Origin of the sequence: Mesorhizobium sp. M5C.F.Ca.ET.164.01.1.1 (assembly GCF_004792125.1) — a bacterium.
GTDB lineage: Bacteria > Pseudomonadota > Alphaproteobacteria > Rhizobiales > Rhizobiaceae > Mesorhizobium > Mesorhizobium wenxiniae.
In genome coordinates this window covers 178,033-195,552 of record NZ_SRTG01000006.1, presented here as the reverse complement: position 1 = coordinate 195,552, position 17,520 = coordinate 178,033, and the positions used below count along the sequence as shown (strand labels likewise).

The window sequence follows — 17,520 nt, the reverse complement described above, 5'->3', positions numbered from 1 at the left end:
GGTCACGCTCCCACCCAACTCGTCACACCACAATTCGCGCAGTTCAATTGCCTCACGATCTCAACGAACCGTGAGCTGGTGCGACAATGCATAGACGGCACCGCCATCTTCTTCCCAAACAAAATCGAGCCGGCCGCTCTCCGTCGCGCGCAGGGAGAATTCGAAGAACGGATTGGCCGAAATCGCCTCGTGGAGATCGACACTGAACACCACGGTTTCGTTGTAGCGGCAGACAAACTTGTTGATGATCTTGCGCGGGATCACATTGCCTTGATCATTATGGCGTAGCCCTGTCTCCATCTCATGGCTGATGATGGTCTTGACCTGAAAAATCTCTCCCTTCGCCGCGGCGCTCGGCACGATCACGCGTGGTGTCGGGGTGGTCACTGTCTCTCTCCGATCTCAGGCGCAGCCATCCGTGGCGACACGAACCCACGTCGTGGTCATCAGCAAATTGCCGTCATTCAGTTCGGCGACAGCGACGACATTTTGGGGTTTGGCAAGCCGGATGCGTGTCGACACGCGCGGCAGACTGCGTTGCGGGACGAAGTGGAAACTGGCCACCTCGATGAGCGGGTTCTGCGGCGCGAACACGCGCATTTGCCTGACATGGTCGGCCTCGGTCATGGGGCTGTCGATGTCAAGACTCATGGGCACGGTGTAACCGGTCGGGAAGGCCGCCGGCATTATCAGGTGAAGGCGATCCGACACCGTGGCCGTCCGTCCGGTGAGCTGCTTGACGAGATCCAGCGCTTCATCGTTCGCACGCGCGCTCCGCGGCGAGAAGAGCGCGACCCCGGAAAACCCCACACTCCCGGCGATCAACACATCGCGGCGCGTCAAGCTCATCGTCCCGGTCTCCAAACCCTGCCACTCTTTAGGCCACTCTAAGAACATCGGCGGCGGCAGGCGGCGCACTCGGACACATCAGTGCGGCAGCTTCTGCGAAATTTAGCACCGACAACCGCTTGGAGCAATCTCGCGGAAGTGCCCATGGCCGCCCTTTAAACCAATGCATTCTGTTTTACCGGCCGTTGGGAGCACGCCGGCGGATTCTGCGACTACCCAACTTCGGTCGCCGGCCTGATCGCTGGAGGCGTTATTGCGGCACCGCTGTCGGGATAGATGGTCAAGGCAAGGGAAAGGACGCTTGCGGGTTGTCGGATCTCTGATCACCCTCTTGGCCGGCTATCAGACGCTCGAATTAACTGGAGCGCTCGAACCGCGCCAGCGCAATGTCTGATTTACAAGCATGCGCGACATTCATGATAAGGCTGAAAAAGAACGGGTTAGGGTCACGACGTTCCCTTGACCTCCCCATCAGGGATAGTCCGCAAGGGGTCGGTTCTTGCCGTCCACCGGTACCAAGTGTCAGACTTTTCACCACTAGATGGTGACAAGCATCTTGCCGGCATTGGCCAGCGGCGTCGTCACACCCGACAGCATCGTGCGGATATGGGCAACGCTCTGATAGCGACCGTTGACCGAAATGCGCGGCAGCGCTTGCAGGAAACCGGCATGTTCGGCGCGCAGTACGCCGTGGCGTGTCGTCACCGCCGAGGCGTAGCCGGCGTCGCGGACAAAGCCGACTTCGCGGTCGCCAACCGCGCTGGCATAGCCATAGGGATAGGCGAAATGACACGGCGCCTCGCCGAGCTCGGCCTGCAATATGCGCGTGACGTCTTCGACCTCGTGCCGCGCATCGGCTTCGGGAAGCCGCTTCAGATTGCGATGATTGACCGTATGCGCGCCGATCGTCACCAGCGGATGCCCTGCCATGGCGCGGATCTCGTCCCAGTTCATCAACATGCTCTGGCGCGCGCTCAACTCGATGGCGTTCGACCGCGCCAATTCACGCAGCACCGCGCGCTGGTCCTCTTCGCGGACCTCCAGCGTCAGATAGTCGTGCAGGCGCGTAAAGGCCTGGAGTTTCTTGCCTGGTGTCGAGCAGTCGATCGTCACCGGACCGTTCGGTGTGGTCAGAATCAACCGGTCCCGCGCGCTGACGATGTCCTCGACCACCTCCCACCATAGATCGGCGGCGCCGTTTATCAGCCCCGGCGCGACATAGATTGTGACCGGCGCGCCATGCTTTTCCAGCACCGGCAGCGCCTCGGTCATGTTGTCGCGGTAGGCGTCGTCGGCGGTGATCGTCGCGAACTGGCCACCCTTGCCGCCGGCCTTGATGCGTTCGATCGCCTCGTCCAGCGTGACGAATGTATAGCCGTTCGCCTTCATGTCGGCGACCACGGCGTCGAGGAACTCAGGCGCGATGTTGAGATGCCGGTTGACGCTATCAGGCTTTTCCGGCGTGGCGGTGACCCGATGCAGCATCAGGATGGCGCCGATGCCGCCGACAAACGACTTGGCCAGCGGGGCAAGACCGGTGTAGCGGACGACGTTGAGCGCCAGTTTCCGGATTGCCTCGCCCCCGTCGATCATTCATTCACCTTTTGCGCCTAGGCTCATCCAAGCACGGAATGCCCTATGCGAGCCCCCAATCGCGGTGAATACGCCCTAAAGGATTGAGGTATGGTTGACGCCACCGCGTCATTTGACGGCAATCGGCTCGAAGCCATGGAGGCGGCGCCGCGCGCGTTGCCTGCGGATCATCCTGGCCTGTCGGTCTCGGTCGCCGACGGTGCGGCACTTGCGGCCTATACCGAGTTCTGCCGTTCGGCGCTGTTCGCGCCGGCACAGAGCCCGGCCTGGATCCTGAACTGGGCCAAATATGCCGAAGCGGATACTGTTTTGGCGACTCTGAACGCTGAAGGCAGGCCGGCTTTTTCGTTGGCTCTGGAAGTCACCAGCCGCGGTCCGTTCCGCGTCGCCCGTTTCATGGGCGGCCGCCATGCCAACGGCAATTTCGCCGCCGCCGACCCGCATTGGCTGACCAGGGCGGATGGCGCGGCAATCCGCTCGATGCTGGCGGCGGTCGCCAGGGCGCGGCCGGACATCGACCTCGTCGCACTGGAACGGCTGCTGCCCGATCTCGACGGCGTTGCCAATCCGCTTGCCTCGCTTGCGCATTTTCCCAGCCCCAACCTGTCGCTGGCCGTCGACTTGGCGGGAGGCTTTGATGCACTGCTATCCCGCGCGAGCGGCAAGCGCAGGCGTAAGAGACACCGCTCGCAGGCGCGCAAGTTAGAAGCCGTCGGCAGCCACCGCCGCATCGAGGCCCAGACAGCGGACGAGGCGAACAGACTGCTCGATGCGTTTTTCGAGATGAAGGAGTTCCGCTTCCGCAAGATGGGCATCCCCAACGTCTTCGGTGAGCCGGAGGTTCGTGCTTTCTTCAGCGCGTTGTTCGTCGAAGCGCTTTCCGACGACAAGCCGTCCTTCGTGTTGCATGGGCTCGAAGTCGCCGGCAAGCTTCGCGCCGTCACCGGATCGAGCCGCTCGGGAAAACGCCTGATCTGCGAGTTCGGAGCGATCGCCGACGACGACCTCGCCCATGCCAGCCCCGGCGACTTCCTGTTCTTCGACAACATCGAGGAAGCCTGCGAGAGGGGATTCGATGTCTATGATTTCTCGGTCGGCGACGAACCCTACAAGCGACTGTGGTGCGATATCGAGACCCAGCATTTCGAGGTCCTGATTCCGCTGACGATGAAGGGCCGCGCGCTGGTGTTTGTCCTGCGGCAAGGCGCGCGCCTGAAAACCTTCGTCAAGAACAGCCCGACGATCTGGAAGCTGACCAAGATGCTGCGCCGCAAGACGGCCGGACAGGCAGCACGTGCCGCGGGCGAAGACGACAGCTGACCGCTGCCGAGATTTCCGGAGCGTTCGAGCAGAATTATCGAACCCGTCTCAGGCGGCGGAGCGTCGTCCGGGTACCGGCGTCCCTGGCGTTTCATAGCCGACCGGCGTCACCAGCGTCAGGTCGGGATAGCCGCTCTCGATCAACTCGACTGCGGCCTGCGCCACCTCGTCGTTCGGCTCCAGCAGCGACAGGAAGACCTCGGTGCCCTCGCCGACAAGGCGGTTGATGCCTTGCGCGTCGGCTGGTCCGCATTCGACCACGACCAGATCGTAGGCGGTGGTCAGCGACTGCATGATGATCGGCAGCCGGTCGGCGGCGCGCATGGCGCGGACCGGATCGGCAGTGCCGACAGGAATGACGTGGCAGTCCGAATAGAGATCGGGGTGGATCACGTCGCTGAACTGCGCTTCGGAGGCGAGCAGATTGGTAATGCCCGGGAACAGCCCGCTGTCCAGCATCGGCCGTGAGGCGGCGCCCGAGGCGGTGAGATCGAGCAGGAGCACACGCAGGCCGGCGTCGGAGACCTCACGCGCCACTAGCACCGACGAGGCGGCCGCTTCGTCGCCTTCCGGCGACACGAATATGGCGCGCGCCGCCCCGGTTGTGATCAGTTCTTCCACCGCCTTGTCGATTTCGACCTCGCCAAGGGTGGGGCGCGCCGACTTGACGTCCTCGCCAGTTGCTGGGGAAGTTGCTGGCGCCGCGCCAGCCGCCTGCGGCTCTGCCTGGGCTTCCGCCGCCCGATCCTCGAGGTCTTCGATATCGGCCGGTTCGTGATTGGACGGTTCGTGGGCAACCGGCATAGTGACCTGTTCGATCCGATCGAAGCGGGCGCCGGCGGCCGGCCGCATGGCGCGACCCGAAAACAGCTCTTGCAGAAGCGTCACGATCGCCATGAGCAGCAACGAGCCGACGAAGGCCGCAGCGGTGATCGGCAGGATCTTCGGGAAATAGGGCTCGGACGGCGCAACCGCGCGGGAAAAGACACGGGCGTCCACCGGCAGATAGTTGCTGTCCTTGCGCGAAGACGCCTCACGGTAACGGGTGAGGTAGGATTCGAGCAACTGCCGCTGGGCGGTCGCTTCGCGCTGCAGCGCATCCAGTTCGACCTGCTGGTCGCCGGCGCGCGCCGATGCAGCCTTCAGCGTGTTGACGTCGGCGACAAGCTGGTTTTCGCGGGCCTGAGCGGTCTGCGCCTGCGTCATCAGCCCTTTCATGATCTTTTCCGCCTCGTTGCGGATCTGGCGGTCGAGATCGGCAAGCTGCGATCTCAGCGCCCGGATGCGCGGATGATTGTCGAGCAAGGAGGTGGAAAGGTCGGCGATGTTGGTCTTGAGCTCGACCTGCCGCTCGCGCAGCCGCTGGATGAGTTCGGAAGACAGCACTTCTGGTACCGCATCCAGCGAGCCGCCATTCTGCAGCGCCCTGCGCACGCTGTCGGCCGTCGCTTCTGCCAATGCGCGATTGGCCCGCACCCGCGACAGTTCGCTGGACAGTTCGGAAAGCTGTTGGGTGGCGAGCACCGAATTGTTGCCGCCCATCAAAAGATCGGACTGGGCGCGGTAGCTTGCTACCTTGGCCTCGGCGTCCTTAACCCGCTTCGACAGGTCGGCGATCTCAGGCGCCAGCCAGTCGGTTGCGGCGGAATTCGATTCGATGTTGGCATTGCCCTGGACGGAGATGTAGGCGTCGGCGATGGCGTTCGGAATTTCGGCGGCGAGCCTGGGATTTTCCGAGGAGAATTCGATGACGATTACCCGTGATTTTTCAACGCGATAGACGTTGAGTTTCTCGCGCATCTTCGTCAGCACGCGTTCTTCAGGCGGAATCTCGTTGGGGTCGCTTTTCAGGCCGGCGATGACGAGCAGACGGCTCAACATCGGCATGTCCGCCGTCTCGTCGAATTCGGGAAGCCGCGACAGATTGAGCTTCTGCGCCACCTGCTTGAGGATGTCGGTCGAGGAAACAACCTCGACCTGGCTGGTCACGCCTTCCTCGTCGAGAATCGGCTTGTCGTTGTCATTGGTGCCGTCGGGGCGCGTGTAAACCGATTCGCGCGTCTCGATCAAAAGCCGTGTTTCGGCCCTGTAATGCGGCGTGGCGAGCCAGGTGAGCGCGAACGCCAGGCCGGTTACTACAAGCGCCACGACAAGAATGCGCAGCCAATTCCTCGCAAGGCTTGCGAAGAGCTGCCTGAGATCGACGTCGACATCTGCGGCCACGGATTGAACGGACATGCATCCTGCTCCGGTACTTGAAGCACGTCGCGTTTGAACAGATTCATGCGACGAGCTTTAAGCTTTTGTTTTCATGCATGTCGTTGTCCCAAAACCGCTGCGCACTTTTGGGCGACATGCATTGGTCAGGATGCACCGTAAACAACTATGGTAACTCAGCCGTTAATATCGCGGTAAGTATATGTTAGGTTTTACTCGCAAGCGGCAACAAAGCATCAAAACTGGCCGTGTTTTGTCGGTTGCCGCCGCTTCGGCCGCCCGCCTTTACCGGCCATTAACCCTAACGGGATGATAACGGACCTCGATCCCCAGAGTTTGCCGCGGTGTAACAGCGGCCAGTCGAAGGTACGTGTCCGGCCATGAAAAGCACTGCTTCCCTCTTCCGCGCGCTGCTCGCCGTGTCGTTGCTTGCCGGCTGCTCCAGCTACCGGCCGGCGCCAGCCGCCTTCCATAAAATGCTCGACCAGCCCTATCGCCTCGGTGCCGGCGACCGGGTCCGCGTCACCGTGTTCGAGCAGGAAGGATTGACCAACGTCTACAGCGTCGACCAATCCGGTTACCTGTCCATCCCGCTCGTCGGCGCCGTACCGGCGCGCGGCCACACCGCACAGCAACTCGAAGGCGAGATCGCCGACAAATTGCGCCAGGGCTACCTGCGCGATCCGGACGTTTCGGTCGAGATAGACCGCTACCGGCCGATCTTCATCATGGGCGAAGTCGGTGCCGCGGGCCAGTACTCCTATGTTCCCGGCCTGACCGTGCAAAAGGCGATTGCCATCGCCGGCGGTTTCAGCCCGCGCGCCAACCAGGAAAGCGTCGACATCACCCGCGACATCAATGGCAAGGTCATAACCGGTCGCGTGGCCACCTCCGACCCACTCCTGCCTGGCGACACGGTCTACGTTCGCGAACGCCTGTTCTAGACCACGTGGCGGACACACTCAGGATCGTCCACTGCTTTCGCTCACCTGTCGGAGGGATTTTTCGTCACGTGCGCGACCTGACCGAGGCGCAGGTCGCCGCCGGGCATGCCGTCGGCATCGTCTGCGATTCGACGACGGGTGGCGATTTTGAGGAAAATTTGTTCGAGCAAATGAAGGGCAAAATGGCGCTCGGCATCCATCGGACGCCAATGCAGCGGCATGTCGGACCGGGCGATCTCGCTTCGGCCTGGCGCACCTTCGGGCTTATCAAGGAATTGCGGCCGGACGTGCTCCACGGGCACGGCGCCAAGGGTGGCGCCTATGCCCGCCTGTTCGGCTCATTGTTGCGGGTATCAAGGTCTCGCGTAGCCCGCCTTTATTCGCCTCACGGCGGCTCTCTTCACTATGACGAGACCACCGCCACGGGGAAGCTGTTTTTCGCGCTCGAACGGTTCATGGCGCGCTTCACCGACTATCTTCTGTTTGTCTCCGATTACGAAAGGCAGACATATCACAGGAAGGTCGGCGAACCGCCCATCCCGAACAACCTTGTCTACAACGGCTTGAGCGCCGCCGAGTTCGAGCCGGTGCGAACCGAGCAGAATGCGGCCGATGTCCTCTATATCGGCATGATGCGCGACCTCAAGGGACCCGACATCTTCATCGATGCGCTCGTCCTTGCCGGAACGTGGCTCGGCCGCCCGGTGAAAGCTGTGATGGTCGGAGACGGCGACGACCTGCCGCGCTACCATGCGCAAGTGAAGCGGCTCGGTCTCGAAGGCCATACGCGCTTCCTGCCGCCGATGCCGGCGCGCAAAGCCTTCGCGCTGGCCGAACTGGTTATCGTTCCCTCGCGTGCGGAAGCCATGCCTTACATCGTTCTGGAAACGCTCGCCGCCGGCAAATCAATGATCGCCACCGCCGTCGGCGGCATCCCGGAAATCTTTGGCGCCGGCTCCCCTGCCCTGATCCGGCCTGACCCGCGCGAACTCAGCAACAAGATGAGCGCGGCGCTGGCCGACCTCAATGCCTACGGCAGCCTGATGCCCGACACCGCCGACCTCAAGACGCGATTCGGCGCCGACGTGATGGCCGCCGCGATCGAGACGGCCTATTTCGCCGCGCTCAAGCGGTAACCCCAAAAGGGCGCTAACCCCAAAGCTTCTCCAAAGCCACCTGTTGTTTCAAGGGTTTCTTAGCTCTCTGTTGCTATTCACCTGAGGGAAGCTTTGCGGATGCACCCATGAACGAGATCGATCCCGCACGCCGCTTTTCGATAGACGCGGTGCGCAAATTCAACGGCCCGACCAACAGCGATAGCCTTGGCGGGATGAACGACGTCGCCCGTCAGGTCGCGTCGCAATACCGGCGCGATACCATGTCGCCGATCATGGTCAGCGGCGTCTTGCGCATGGTCGAATTCGCGCTGCTGTTGCTGTCGGGCCTCTGCGTCTATTTCTACTATGTCGGCTTCTTCAGCCATCTCGCCTGGCAATACCCGCTGACGATCGCCGCCGCCTCGTTCCTCGCAGTGGTGCTGCTCGACGTCACCGACTGCTACCAGGTCGTCTCGTTGATGCGGCCGCTCGCCAATTTCGGCCGTCTCCTGCTGGTCTGGGCCGGCACCTTCGCCTTGATGGCGCTGACGGCATTCGCCATGAAGATGTCGGAAGACTATTCGCGCCTGTTTTTCGGCACCTGGTTCGTCGTCGGCTTCATGCTGATCTTCGGCCTGAGGCTGCTGATGTCGAAGCTGATCCGGCGCTGGGCGCGCGACGGGCGCATGGAGCGCCGCGCCGTCATCGTCGGCGGCGGTACGGCGGCGGAAGTCCTGATCCGCTCCGTCGAAAAGCAGCCCTGCAACGACATCCGTATCTGCGGCATCTTCGACGACCGCGGCGACAAGCGCTCGCCACCCATCGTCGCCGGCTATCCGAAGCTCGGCACCGTTTCAGAGCTCATCGAGTTCGCCCGCATCGCCCGCATCGACATGCTGATCGTGTCGCTGCCGCTGACCGCCGAATCGCGCGTCCTGCAGCTTTTGAAGAAGCTGTGGGTGCTGCCGGTCGATATCCGGCTCTCGGCGCATTCGAACGCGCTGCAATTCCGGCCACGCGCCTATTCATACATCGGCTCGGTGCCGATGCTCGATATCTTCGACAAGCCGATCAACGACTGGGATTCGGTCGCCAAACGCGCCTTCGACATCGTCTTCTCGATCGTCGGCATCCTCGTGTTCTTGCCAGTCATGCTGGTGACCGCGATCGCCATCAAGCTCGACAGCAAGGGACCGGTGCTGTTCCACCAGAAGCGGCATGGCTTCAACAACGAGATCATCGAGGTCTACAAGTTCCGTTCGATGTACACGGACAAGGCGGATCCGACGGCCAAGCAGACGGTGACCAAGAATGACCCGCGCGTCACCCGCGTCGGCCGCTTCATCCGCAAGACCTCGATCGACGAGTTGCCCCAGTTCTTCAATTCGCTTTTCGGTTCGCTGTCGCTGGTTGGGCCGCGCCCGCATGCCATTGCCGCGCAGTCGCACAACCTTCTCTACAATGAGGTGGTCGACGGCTATTTCGCACGCCACAAGGTCAAGCCCGGCGTCACCGGTTGGGCCCAGATCAATGGCTGGCGCGGCGAGATGGACACCAACGAGAAGATCCGCATGCGCACGGAATACGACCTCTATTATATCGAGAACTGGTCGCTGTTGTTCGATCTGAGAATCCTGTTCCTGACACCGATCCGGCTGCTCAATACGGAAAATGCCTATTGAGCGCCGTCGCGCATGAACTGCCGCCGGCTGCAGTCAACGCCAAGCTGATCGTGCTGATTGCGTCGAGCGCGGTTTTCCTCGGCGTCTTCCTGTCCGGCTTCGTCATCGCCGAGCCGGCGCCATACGACCTCTACATGGTCGGGCTGATCATAGTGTGGTGCTTGTTCGGCCTGCGCATATCGCGCGCGGCGGCGCCGCTGCTGGTGCTGCTGGTGGTCATGAACATCGGCGGCATGATCTCGATGACCCAGATGTCGGATATTGCCGGCACCCCGCTCTATCTCTCCGTGTCGCTGTTCCTCGCCTTCACCGCGGTGTTCTTTGCCTCGGTGACATCGGTCCAGCCAAACCTCTACCGGGTTACTTTCCTGGCCTATGTGATGTCGGCGGTGCTGACCTCGCTGCTCGGCATAGCAGGCTATTTCCATGCCTTTCCCGGGGCGGAGATCTTCACCAAATACGACCGCGCGACCGGCGCCTTTCAGGATCCGAACGTGTTCGGGCCGTTCCTGGTGATGCCCGGCATTTACCTCCTCTATCTCTTGCTGACAGGCCCTATCGCACGCACGCCCTTGCTAGCGGTGCCGCTGCTGATCATCACGGCCGGCATTTTCTTCTCCTTCTCGCGCGGCGCCTGGGGCATGTTCGGCGTTTCGGCGATCCTGCTTACCGGCGCCCTGTTCCTGCAGAGCGCCAGCGGCAAGTTCCGGCTGCGTGTCGTCGTCATGACCATCGCCGCCGTCTCGCTGCTGGTCATTGCGATGCTCGTCATCCTGCAGCTGCCGGGCGTCTCGGAGATGTTTTCCAGCCGTGCCCAGCTGGAACAGAGCTACGATACCGCCCGCCTCGGCCGTTTCGCCCGCTACACGATCGGTTTCCAGATGGCGCTGGAGCATCCGCTCGGCATCGGCCCGCTCGTCTTCGGCACGATTTTCGGCGAGGACACGCACGATATCTGGCTGAAGATGCTGATGGATTATGGCTGGCTCGGCTTCGTGTCGTTCCTGACGCTGACCTGCTGGACGATAGCGGCCGGTTTCCGCATTCTCCTGCGCGACAGGCCGTGGCAGCCCTATCTTCTGTGCGCCTATGTCGCCTTCGTCGGCAATATCGGGCTGGGCACCTTCATCGACATCGATCACTGGCGCCACGTCTACCTGCTGCTCGGCCTGATCTGGGGCGCCATCGCGCTCGAATACCGCCATCAGCGGCAGTTGCGGCCGGTGGAGCTGACCGCGCCGGCGGCTAAGGCATGATGGATTTCTGGGGGCAAGTCGAAGTTTAGAATGGTCGGAGTGGCCGGATTCGAACCGACGACCCCTTGACCCCCAGTCAAGTGCGCTACCGGGCTGCGCTACACTCCGGACCGGTCGCGATGTATCGTGATAACCCGGTTCGGGTCAACCGAATTCGGCGGCCGTCACGCCGATGCCCAGCACGGTGGATTTGAAGTTCCTGCTCTGTTGGACGTCGTCAACATTCAGAAACTTCAAATCCAGAATTAAACTCGTTTGTCTGGCTTGATCCTCCTGGCGTCGCTGCTATCAGACGGGTCGTCGATTTTCCACGGATTGCGTCAGCACGGCTGTATTGATCAGCGCGTTTTCCGGAAGCCGAAGTGCGGAGGCTATTCGCCGAAGCTTCGACGGATCGGCATTCTTGCCGTTCTCGATGTCCGCGATTTCATCGATCGCCAGGCCGCACGTTAGAGACAGCTCTTCCATGCTGTATCCCCTGGTTTCTCGGATGGCCTTGAGGGCGCTGTGGTCGGGCGCAGCTTCGGTCGCCGACAGTTCGGAAAAAGCTTCGCTTCTTGCTATTTGGGGCATTTGGCAACTCCGTGGATTTAAAGAGTTTGATCAAATCAAGATGTTGCCTGAGACGGCGCAGAGAATGCCCTCTCGGTAGTGATTTGCCAAGCGCCAAAGGTGCCGTCACGGCATCGTGATACCGATCGGCGCAGCCCCGGCACAGGCCTCGGCGGCACCGGCACAGAACCGCCATCCCCGATCGAGTTCTTTGACTGGCCGATCGCCGAAATTGTTCAACCTCCCTTGTTTAACCGGCTGTCGCTGGCTCGGCAGCCGTTTTGAAAGGATCGAATCGGCGGCGGAAGCCTGATGCAACGCAGAACGCATCAGGGCTGCGATTTTTTTGAACCGACGCGTGAACCTTTCCTCTCCGGGCCGCACCAAGACGGTATGGGACGCCATAAGGCGATCCCCAACCGGGAAGGACGCCATGACGGCGATCCTCGATGCAGAGAAGGAAATGCTCAAATGACTGATATTTCGAACTTCAAGCGCCTGTCGCTCGCCGCTGCCATCGTCGTCTCGGCCTTCGGCTCGATTTCTGTTCCGAGCTCGGCCTTCGCCGACGGCACCCATCCGAGCGGTGGCGGCGCCGTCTGCAAGGGTTTCGGCAACTGTCTGGTGCTGCAGATCGACTGCAAAGGCACCTACACCGACGTCACAGACAAGAACGGCACCGTCTACGGCAAGTGCAGCCAGCTCATGAAGGCCGATCCGAAGAGCAAGATCAAGCTCGCGCGCTGATCGCCTGTCGTCGACAAAACTGGCGGTCGTCCACGGACGGCCGCCATTTTCTTGTCTCAACGTGCCGATCTCGATCTCGTTCGCGACGTTTTCTGCTGGCGGCTGAGGAACAGGCTTGCGACGAGCCCGACCACAACCAGCCCGACGGCGGCCGCTGTCGCCGGGTGATCGCGGGCTGTCTTTTCTATCACCCTGCTATGCCTCCTGATCGCAGGCAGAGCCTCATTGAGGCGCTCGGCAAGATCCGAATAGTAGTCCGAGGCGGTGTCACGCCCGTCCTCGTAATAGGCGCTGCCGCGCCTGGACACGGCTTTTCTCAGCGCCGCCAGTTCCCTGGAGAGGGCTGCGACCTGCTTTTCAAGGTCAATGTCGGAGAGGGTCGAAAATGATACCATGATACGCTTCCTTCCTTTGCGAAAAGGAACGCATGATTCCGGAAGCAGTTCCGGTTTCTGACGGCGATCGGTCGGCCCTTAAAGCGCATCACGTCTGAAGGGGTTCATGAGACCCGCTTTAAGTTCTTATATCCATGTCGTGTTATCCCAAACCCCTGCGCGCCCTCGTGTCAGGCCTGAGGGCATGCCTTTGGGTGACTGCACTACAGGGCCGGGCGTCCTATTGGACGCGCAAAGGACGCTGTCGCACCTTAATTTTGCGTGTGTTCCTTTCCGAAAATCGATTCCGATTTTTTGGGTCATGCGCTATCGCACCTGATCGAGCAGGCGCTTGCATTCCAGCAGGTCGAACAGCGCTTCCTGCAGCAAGGCGCGATTGTCGCGCGAGAGTTTCGACGTGCCTGGCTGCACCGGGCCTTCGTCGTCGGTCTTGCCCAGGCCGAAAAAGCGCCGGCTGGGTTTCACCTTGGGCTCGCCGACCAGCATCTCGTCATCGGCGCCGCGCGGCTGGGCTGCCGGCGTGAGCGGCACCGCATCGGCCTGCCGGCGTTGCGAGATCGCCTCGACGGCCGCCATGTCGCCACTGCCGATGGCGACCAGGAAATGATTGCCGTTCTCGCGCAGCAGCTTCTGCACGCCCTTGATCGTATAGCCCTGGTCGTAGAGCATGTGGCGGATGCCCTTGATCAGTTCGACATCCTGCGGCCGGTAGTAGCGGCGGCCGCCGCCGCGCTTCATCGGTTTGATCTGGTTGAAACGCGTTTCCCAGAAACGCAGCACATGCTGCGGCAGGTCGAGATCTTCTGCGACCTCACTGATGGTGCGGAAAGCATCGGGGCTCTTGTCCATGGGCGAAATCCTCACGCTGGAGCATGATCCCGAAAAGTGGGAATCGGTTTTCGGCCAGGATCACGCTCAACAAAGAGTCATTCCGATCCGGCTTGTTCTGCCGAATCGGGCCTTATTTCAGCGGTTTATAAAACAATATTCAAGCCCGGCGTCAAAGGGGGCAACCGTTTTCAACCGGGCTTTTGAAGCGCAGGCGCTATTTGCCGCCCTTGGCCTTGCTGTTCTGGTGGGCGCGCAGGATGCGGTTCTTCAGCACATTCGACGATTTGAAGGTCATCACGCGGCGCGGCAGGATCGGCACTTCCTCGCCGGTTTTCGGATTGCGCCCGATGCGCTCGTTCTTGGAGCGGACATGGAACGTCGCGAACGACGACAATTTCACCGTCTCACCGCGAACGATAGCTTCGCAAATCTCGTCCAGAACCGCTTCGACGAGCTCGGCCGATTCAGTGCGCGACAAGCCAACCTTGCGATAAACGGCTTCAGCAAGATCGGCGCGCGTAAGTGTCTTTCCCCCCATGCGAACCGTCCCCATCAGCTCAAAAACATAACTCTATACAAGCAAAGATAGAGCCTAAGTAATTGATCCGGCAAGGTCAAGGACCGAACCTGTCAGTTCGGCACTTACCAGCGAACCAAAACCGCGCCCCAGGTGAAGCCCCCGCCCATCGCCTCGATCAGCACCAGATCACCCTTCTTGATACGGCCGTCGGCGACCGCCACCGACAGAGCCAGCGGCACGGAAGCGGCCGAGGTGTTGCCGTGCAAATCGACCGTAACGACCACCTTTTGCTCTGCTATCCCGAGCTTTTTGGCTGAAGCGTCGATAATCCGTTTATTCGCCTGATGCGGCACGAACCAGTCGAGATCCTCAGCGGTGATGCCGGCAGCTGAGAACGTCGCCTCGATGACGTCGGTGATCATGCCGACCGCGTGCTTGAACACTTCGCGGCCTTCCATCCTGAGATGCCCCACCGTTCCGGTGGTCGACGGTCCACCATCGACGAACAGCTTGTCCTTGTGGGCCCCGTCGGAGCGCAGGCTGGCCGCCAGCACGCCGTGGTCGGCAATGCTGCCCGCCCCCTCTCCTGCTTCCAGCACCATCGCCCCGGCGCCGTCGCCAAACAGGACGCAGGTCGAGCGGTCGCTCCAGTCGAGGATGCGCGAGAAGGTTTCCGAGCCGATCACCAGCACGCGTTTGGCCAGACCGCCGCGGATATAGAGGTCGGCTGTCGTAACCGCATAGACGAAGCCCGAGCACACGGCCTGCAGGTCGAAGGCGAAGCCGTGATGCATGCCGAGCCGGTTCTGGATGTCGACGGCGGTCGCCGGAAAGGTGTTGTTGGGCGTCGACGTCGCTAGCACGATCAGGTCGATATCGGCAGGCGTCAGGCCGGCATTGTCGAGGGCTGCGCGCGCCGCCGCCTCGCCGAGCGAAGCCGTGGTCTCGTCGTCGGCCGCGATATGGCGTTGGCGGATGCCGGTGCGCTGGGCGATCCATTCGTCGGAGGTCTCGACCATGCCTTCGAAATCGGCATTCTTCATGATGCGGCGGGGCAGCGCGGCGCCTGTGCCGCGCACGACTGATCTGATCAAGGCTCTTTCCTATTCCTCTGCGTCGGCAACGACGTCGGATTTCCGAATTGTCTGGGCATACGGATTGCGCGCATGGAACAGGTCGAGATCGGCTTCGATGCGATCGAGCAGATTGTTGCGAACCATGTCGTAGCCAAGCTCGATCGCCGCCGCGAAGCCGTCCGAATCAGCCCCGCCATGGCTTTTCACCACGATGCCGTTCAGACCCAGGAAAACCCCGCCATTGGAGCGGCCGACATCCATCTTTTCGCGCAGGCGATCGAAGGCGCCCTTGGCGAATATATAGCCGATCCTGGCCATCAGCGTCCGGTCCATCGCGGCGCGCAGGTAACCGGCGATCTGTCTTACCGTGCCTTCCGCCGTCTTCAGCGCGATGTTGCCGGCAAATCCTTCGGTGACGACCACGTCGACCGTGCCCTTGCCGATGTCGTCGCCCTCGACGAAACCATGGTAGTTCATCGAGGCCATGTTGGCCTCGCGCAACATGCGGCCCGCTTCCTTGACCTCTTCCTGGCCCTTGATCTCCTCGACGCCAACGTTGAGCAGACCGATGCTCGGCCGTTCGATGCCGAACACCGAGCGCGCCATGCCGGTGCCCAAAATGGCGAAATCAACCAGTTGATGCGCATCCGCGCCGATGGTGGCGCCGACGTCCAGCACCACGCTTTCGCCGCGCAATGTCGGCCAGAGCGCCGCGATCGCCGGACGGTCGATGGTCGCCATGGTGCGAAGGCAGAATCTCGACATCGCCATCAGCGCGCCGGTGTTGCCGGCCGAGATGCAGGCGTCGGCAGTGCCTGCCTTGACCGCCTCGACCGCTTTCCACATCGACGACTTCCAGCGGCCATGGCGCAGCGCCTGGCTCGGCTTGTCGTCCATCCTGACTGCTATGTCGCAGTGGATGAACTCGCTCACTTCCGCCAGCTTCGGGAGTTTTGCGAGTTCGGGGCGCACTGCCTCCTCGCGACCATAGATGACGAAGCGAATGTCGGGACGCCGGGTCGCGACCGTCATGAGCGCCGGGATGACCACGCTTGGTCCGTGATCGCCGCCCATGGCATCGATGGAAATCCTGATCACGCGGTGTTCATCTCACAGTTTGCTTGAGCGAGCGCCTGGCGCTGGCAACGGTTTGGGGCTCGCGAAGGTTCGGCGAAAATAGCGTTTTTGGGCTGCCGCACAACCGGCTTTCTCCGATTGGGTCGGGTTTTCAGGATTTTCCCAGCAGGGAACGCAGCTTTTGCTGGAATTCGCTTTCCGCAGTCCCGGCATCGTCGGCAGCCTCCATCGAAACGCCTTGCTTGCGCGGATAGGGATCGATCGCCAACCCAAAGAACTGTTCGGCGAGCGCCCCGACGTCAATCGAATTGCCGGAGAACGTTTCAGGACTGTCCGGCCCTTCGGCATCGAGCATTATCTCGCCGCCGCCCTCGAAACCCTGCCGTCCGAGCTTGGGCTGCTCCGGCAGAAACAGTGCGTCGACCGCTTCGTCGATATGCGCCTCGACCGGGTCGAGGGTGACGACGCAGGCTTGGGTGATATCGGCCTCGACGCGGCCGCTGACCTTGACGCCGTTGCGCTTCCATGGCGCCACCAGCAGTTCGGCGCGGTAGTTCTCGACCGAGAGCAACTCGTGCTCGCCCGCTAGCGCGGCGCGCTGCGCGGCGTCGGCCTCGATCACCACCGGCAGTCCCTTTTGCGGCAGCCGGGCGACATTGGCCACGAAGGACACGGGGCTCTGGTGATCGGGGCTCTGGGAATCAGCGTGTTTCATCTTTCCTTAGATAGTCTTGGCGACGGGGAATGCCACCGTGCCGGAAACAATCGATTCGGTCGCCTGTTCGGCGAGTCGCTTGGAGACATCGGCGACGTAGCCGGCCAGATGCGTTGCTTGCGGCCAGGTGCCGGCATCGGGCCTGACATTGCGGGCAAGGGCAGCGACGAGTGCATCATGGTCGTTTCGTTCCAGCGCATCGTCATAGGCGGCGGTGCGGCCATAGAACATCTTCGCCAGTTTCTTCATGCGCTTCGGCACGCCGACGTCGCCGATGCCCAGTTCCCGCAGCGAATGCTCGACATCCATGAAGAATTCGTCGATCAGCACCTGCGCGACCTCCCCGGCAACACCGCCCTCGCCGCGCAGCCGGTGCTGGAACAGGAACATGTGCAGCGACAGCATCTCGAAGCGGCCGAGCGGCGTGTCGGGTACATTCCAGTCGGAATAAAACACCGTTTGCCGCGCCGCTGCCACGATTTGTGCGTAAAGCGCCTCGGTGATAGCGCGGTTGGCGTGACGTTCGCGACCAAAAAGGCGCTGGAACATTGAGGGTGGTCTCCCGGGGACCGTTTGTTGAATTGGCCTTGTTGCATCGGCGAGCAAGCTGGTTTACCGGTTTTGCGGCCCAGCGCAAGTTGCGGCCAGC

The 17,520-nt window shown here is 61.7% G+C and carries 19 protein-coding genes, 1 tRNA gene and 1 pseudogene; 7 read left to right on the top strand and 14 right to left on the bottom strand.

What is annotated here, in order from left to right:
* Nucleotides 1-60 precede the first annotated feature (60 nt).
* A complete protein-coding gene (gene soxZ, locus EN807_RS26545) occupies nt 61-387 on the bottom strand; it encodes a thiosulfate oxidation carrier complex protein SoxZ (protein ID WP_189522582.1) in 327 nt (108 codons plus the stop codon).
* Between the two features lie 15 nt (nt 388-402).
* Nucleotides 403-849 carry a thiosulfate oxidation carrier protein SoxY gene (locus tag EN807_RS26540; RefSeq protein WP_135937316.1) on the bottom strand — a complete coding sequence of 149 codons (447 nt, stop codon included), beginning with the start codon at nt 847-849 and terminating at the stop codon, nt 403-405.
* A 177-nt stretch (nt 850-1,026) separates the two neighbouring features.
* Between EN807_RS26540 and EN807_RS36790 the strand changes: the two are divergent.
* A pseudogene (locus EN807_RS36790) lies at nt 1,027-1,243 on the top strand (sulfite exporter TauE/SafE family protein); the annotation flags it as partial.
* Between the two features lie 143 nt (nt 1,244-1,386).
* Here the strand turns inward: EN807_RS36790 and EN807_RS26530 are convergent.
* On the bottom strand, nt 1,387-2,442 hold the full coding sequence (locus EN807_RS26530) for a polysaccharide deacetylase family protein (RefSeq protein ID WP_135937315.1): 1,056 nt from the start codon (nt 2,440-2,442) through the stop codon (nt 1,387-1,389).
* Between the two features lie 90 nt (nt 2,443-2,532).
* On the opposite strand from EN807_RS26530, the gene EN807_RS26525 reads away from it, so the two are divergent.
* Nucleotides 2,533-3,762: a GNAT family N-acetyltransferase gene (locus tag EN807_RS26525; RefSeq protein ID WP_135937314.1), complete on the top strand. Its 1,230-nt coding sequence runs from the start codon at nt 2,533-2,535 to the stop codon at nt 3,760-3,762.
* Nucleotides 3,763-3,810: 48 nt separating this feature from the next.
* Here the strand turns inward: EN807_RS26525 and EN807_RS26520 are convergent, their stop codons facing one another.
* Entirely contained in the window at nt 3,811-6,000 is a 2,190-nt protein-coding gene (locus EN807_RS26520; RefSeq protein ID WP_135937313.1) for an exopolysaccharide transport family protein, read from the bottom strand.
* Nucleotides 6,001-6,359: 359 nt separating this feature from the next.
* Here EN807_RS26520 and EN807_RS26515 point away from each other — a divergent pair, with 359 nt between their 5' ends.
* From EN807_RS26515 to EN807_RS26500, 4 genes are all read left to right on the top strand, one after another.
* Nucleotides 6,360-6,923: a polysaccharide biosynthesis/export family protein gene (locus EN807_RS26515; RefSeq protein ID WP_127209626.1), complete on the top strand. Its 564-nt coding sequence runs from the start codon at nt 6,360-6,362 to the stop codon at nt 6,921-6,923.
* Nucleotides 6,924-6,928: 5 nt separating this feature from the next.
* Nucleotides 6,929-8,059, top strand: coding sequence for a glycosyltransferase family 4 protein (locus tag EN807_RS26510; RefSeq protein ID WP_135937312.1), 1,131 nt, complete (start codon nt 6,929-6,931; stop codon nt 8,057-8,059).
* Nucleotides 8,060-8,166: 107 nt separating this feature from the next.
* Entirely contained in the window at nt 8,167-9,702 is a 1,536-nt protein-coding gene (locus tag EN807_RS26505) for an undecaprenyl-phosphate glucose phosphotransferase (protein WP_135937311.1), read from the top strand.
* Complete coding sequence (locus EN807_RS26500) at nt 9,699-10,958, top strand: O-antigen ligase family protein (protein ID WP_135937310.1); 1,260 nt, start codon at nt 9,699-9,701, stop codon at nt 10,956-10,958. Before EN807_RS26505 ends, EN807_RS26500 begins: the two co-directional genes overlap by 4 nt.
* A 31-nt stretch (nt 10,959-10,989) precedes the next feature.
* Here the strand turns inward: EN807_RS26500 and EN807_RS26495 are convergent.
* The 3 genes from EN807_RS26495 to EN807_RS26485 form a co-directional block, all read right to left on the bottom strand.
* Nucleotides 10,990-11,066 (bottom strand) — tRNA-Pro (locus EN807_RS26495).
* A 180-nt stretch (nt 11,067-11,246) separates the two neighbouring features.
* Nucleotides 11,247-11,531, bottom strand: coding sequence for a helix-turn-helix transcriptional regulator (locus EN807_RS26490; RefSeq protein ID WP_095521717.1), 285 nt, complete (start codon nt 11,529-11,531; stop codon nt 11,247-11,249).
* A gap of 105 nt (nt 11,532-11,636) precedes the next feature.
* Nucleotides 11,637-11,915 carry a hypothetical protein gene (locus EN807_RS26485; protein WP_135937309.1) on the bottom strand — a complete coding sequence of 93 codons (279 nt, stop codon included), beginning with the start codon at nt 11,913-11,915 and terminating at the stop codon, nt 11,637-11,639.
* Between the two features lie 66 nt (nt 11,916-11,981).
* Here EN807_RS26485 and EN807_RS26480 point away from each other — a divergent pair, with 66 nt between their 5' ends.
* Entirely contained in the window at nt 11,982-12,257 is a 276-nt protein-coding gene (locus tag EN807_RS26480; RefSeq protein WP_135937308.1) for a hypothetical protein, read from the top strand.
* 56 nt (nt 12,258-12,313) lie between these two features.
* Here the strand turns inward: EN807_RS26480 and EN807_RS26475 are convergent, their stop codons facing one another.
* From EN807_RS26475 to EN807_RS26445, 7 genes are all read right to left on the bottom strand, one after another.
* Complete coding sequence (locus EN807_RS26475) at nt 12,314-12,652, bottom strand: hypothetical protein (RefSeq protein ID WP_127318881.1); 339 nt, start codon at nt 12,650-12,652, stop codon at nt 12,314-12,316.
* A 306-nt stretch (nt 12,653-12,958) separates the two neighbouring features.
* The gene (locus EN807_RS26470; RefSeq protein ID WP_065008065.1) at nt 12,959-13,501 is read right to left on the bottom strand and encodes a MerR family transcriptional regulator; all 543 of its coding nucleotides are present in this window, start codon (nt 13,499-13,501) and stop codon (nt 12,959-12,961) included.
* A gap of 196 nt (nt 13,502-13,697) precedes the next feature.
* The gene (locus tag EN807_RS26465; RefSeq protein ID WP_126041188.1) at nt 13,698-14,021 is read right to left on the bottom strand and encodes an integration host factor subunit alpha; all 324 of its coding nucleotides are present in this window, start codon (nt 14,019-14,021) and stop codon (nt 13,698-13,700) included.
* Between the two features lie 104 nt (nt 14,022-14,125).
* Nucleotides 14,126-15,097 (bottom strand): beta-ketoacyl-ACP synthase III, encoded by a 972-nt coding sequence (locus EN807_RS26460; RefSeq protein ID WP_065008063.1) that lies wholly within the window; start codon nt 15,095-15,097, stop codon nt 14,126-14,128.
* A 9-nt stretch (nt 15,098-15,106) separates the two neighbouring features.
* Nucleotides 15,107-16,177, bottom strand: a complete 1,071-nt coding sequence (gene plsX / locus EN807_RS26455) for a phosphate acyltransferase PlsX (protein ID WP_135937307.1) — start codon at nt 16,175-16,177, stop codon at nt 15,107-15,109.
* Nucleotides 16,178-16,307: 130 nt separating this feature from the next.
* Complete coding sequence (locus EN807_RS26450; RefSeq protein WP_135937306.1) at nt 16,308-16,871, bottom strand: DUF177 domain-containing protein; 564 nt, start codon at nt 16,869-16,871, stop codon at nt 16,308-16,310.
* Nucleotides 16,872-16,877: 6 nt separating this feature from the next.
* Complete coding sequence (locus EN807_RS26445) at nt 16,878-17,420, bottom strand: ubiquinol-cytochrome C chaperone family protein (RefSeq protein ID WP_135937305.1); 543 nt, start codon at nt 17,418-17,420, stop codon at nt 16,878-16,880.
* Nucleotides 17,421-17,520: the final 100 nt, after the last annotated feature.

What these genes read in the sequence shown, in the direction of transcription:
- EN807_RS26540 (WP_135937316.1), bottom strand. Translation starts at nt 849, where the DNA reads ATGAGCTTGACGCGCCGCGATGTGTTGATCGCCGGGAGTGTGGGGTTT.
- EN807_RS26530 (WP_135937315.1), bottom strand. Translation starts at nt 2,442, where the DNA reads ATGATCGACGGGGGCGAGGCAATCCGGAAACTGGCGCTCAACGTCGTC.
- EN807_RS26525 (WP_135937314.1), top strand. Translation starts at nt 2,533, where the DNA reads ATGGTTGACGCCACCGCGTCATTTGACGGCAATCGGCTCGAAGCCATG.
- EN807_RS26520 (WP_135937313.1), bottom strand. Translation starts at nt 6,000, where the DNA reads ATGTCCGTTCAATCCGTGGCCGCAGATGTCGACGTCGATCTCAGGCAG.
- EN807_RS26515 (WP_127209626.1), top strand. Translation starts at nt 6,360, where the DNA reads ATGAAAAGCACTGCTTCCCTCTTCCGCGCGCTGCTCGCCGTGTCGTTG.
- EN807_RS26505 (WP_135937311.1), top strand. Translation starts at nt 8,167, where the DNA reads ATGAACGAGATCGATCCCGCACGCCGCTTTTCGATAGACGCGGTGCGC.
- EN807_RS26490 (WP_095521717.1), bottom strand. Translation starts at nt 11,531, where the DNA reads ATGCCCCAAATAGCAAGAAGCGAAGCTTTTTCCGAACTGTCGGCGACC.
- EN807_RS26485 (WP_135937309.1), bottom strand. Translation starts at nt 11,915, where the DNA reads ATGGCGTCCCATACCGTCTTGGTGCGGCCCGGAGAGGAAAGGTTCACG.
- EN807_RS26480 (WP_135937308.1), top strand. Translation starts at nt 11,982, where the DNA reads ATGACTGATATTTCGAACTTCAAGCGCCTGTCGCTCGCCGCTGCCATC.
- EN807_RS26475 (WP_127318881.1), bottom strand. Translation starts at nt 12,652, where the DNA reads ATGGTATCATTTTCGACCCTCTCCGACATTGACCTTGAAAAGCAGGTC.
- EN807_RS26470 (WP_065008065.1), bottom strand. Translation starts at nt 13,501, where the DNA reads ATGGACAAGAGCCCCGATGCTTTCCGCACCATCAGTGAGGTCGCAGAA.
- EN807_RS26465 (WP_126041188.1), bottom strand. Translation starts at nt 14,021, where the DNA reads ATGGGGGGAAAGACACTTACGCGCGCCGATCTTGCTGAAGCCGTTTAT.
- EN807_RS26450 (WP_135937306.1), bottom strand. Translation starts at nt 16,871, where the DNA reads ATGAAACACGCTGATTCCCAGAGCCCCGATCACCAGAGCCCCGTGTCC.
- EN807_RS26445 (WP_135937305.1), bottom strand. Translation starts at nt 17,420, where the DNA reads ATGTTCCAGCGCCTTTTTGGTCGCGAACGTCACGCCAACCGCGCTATC.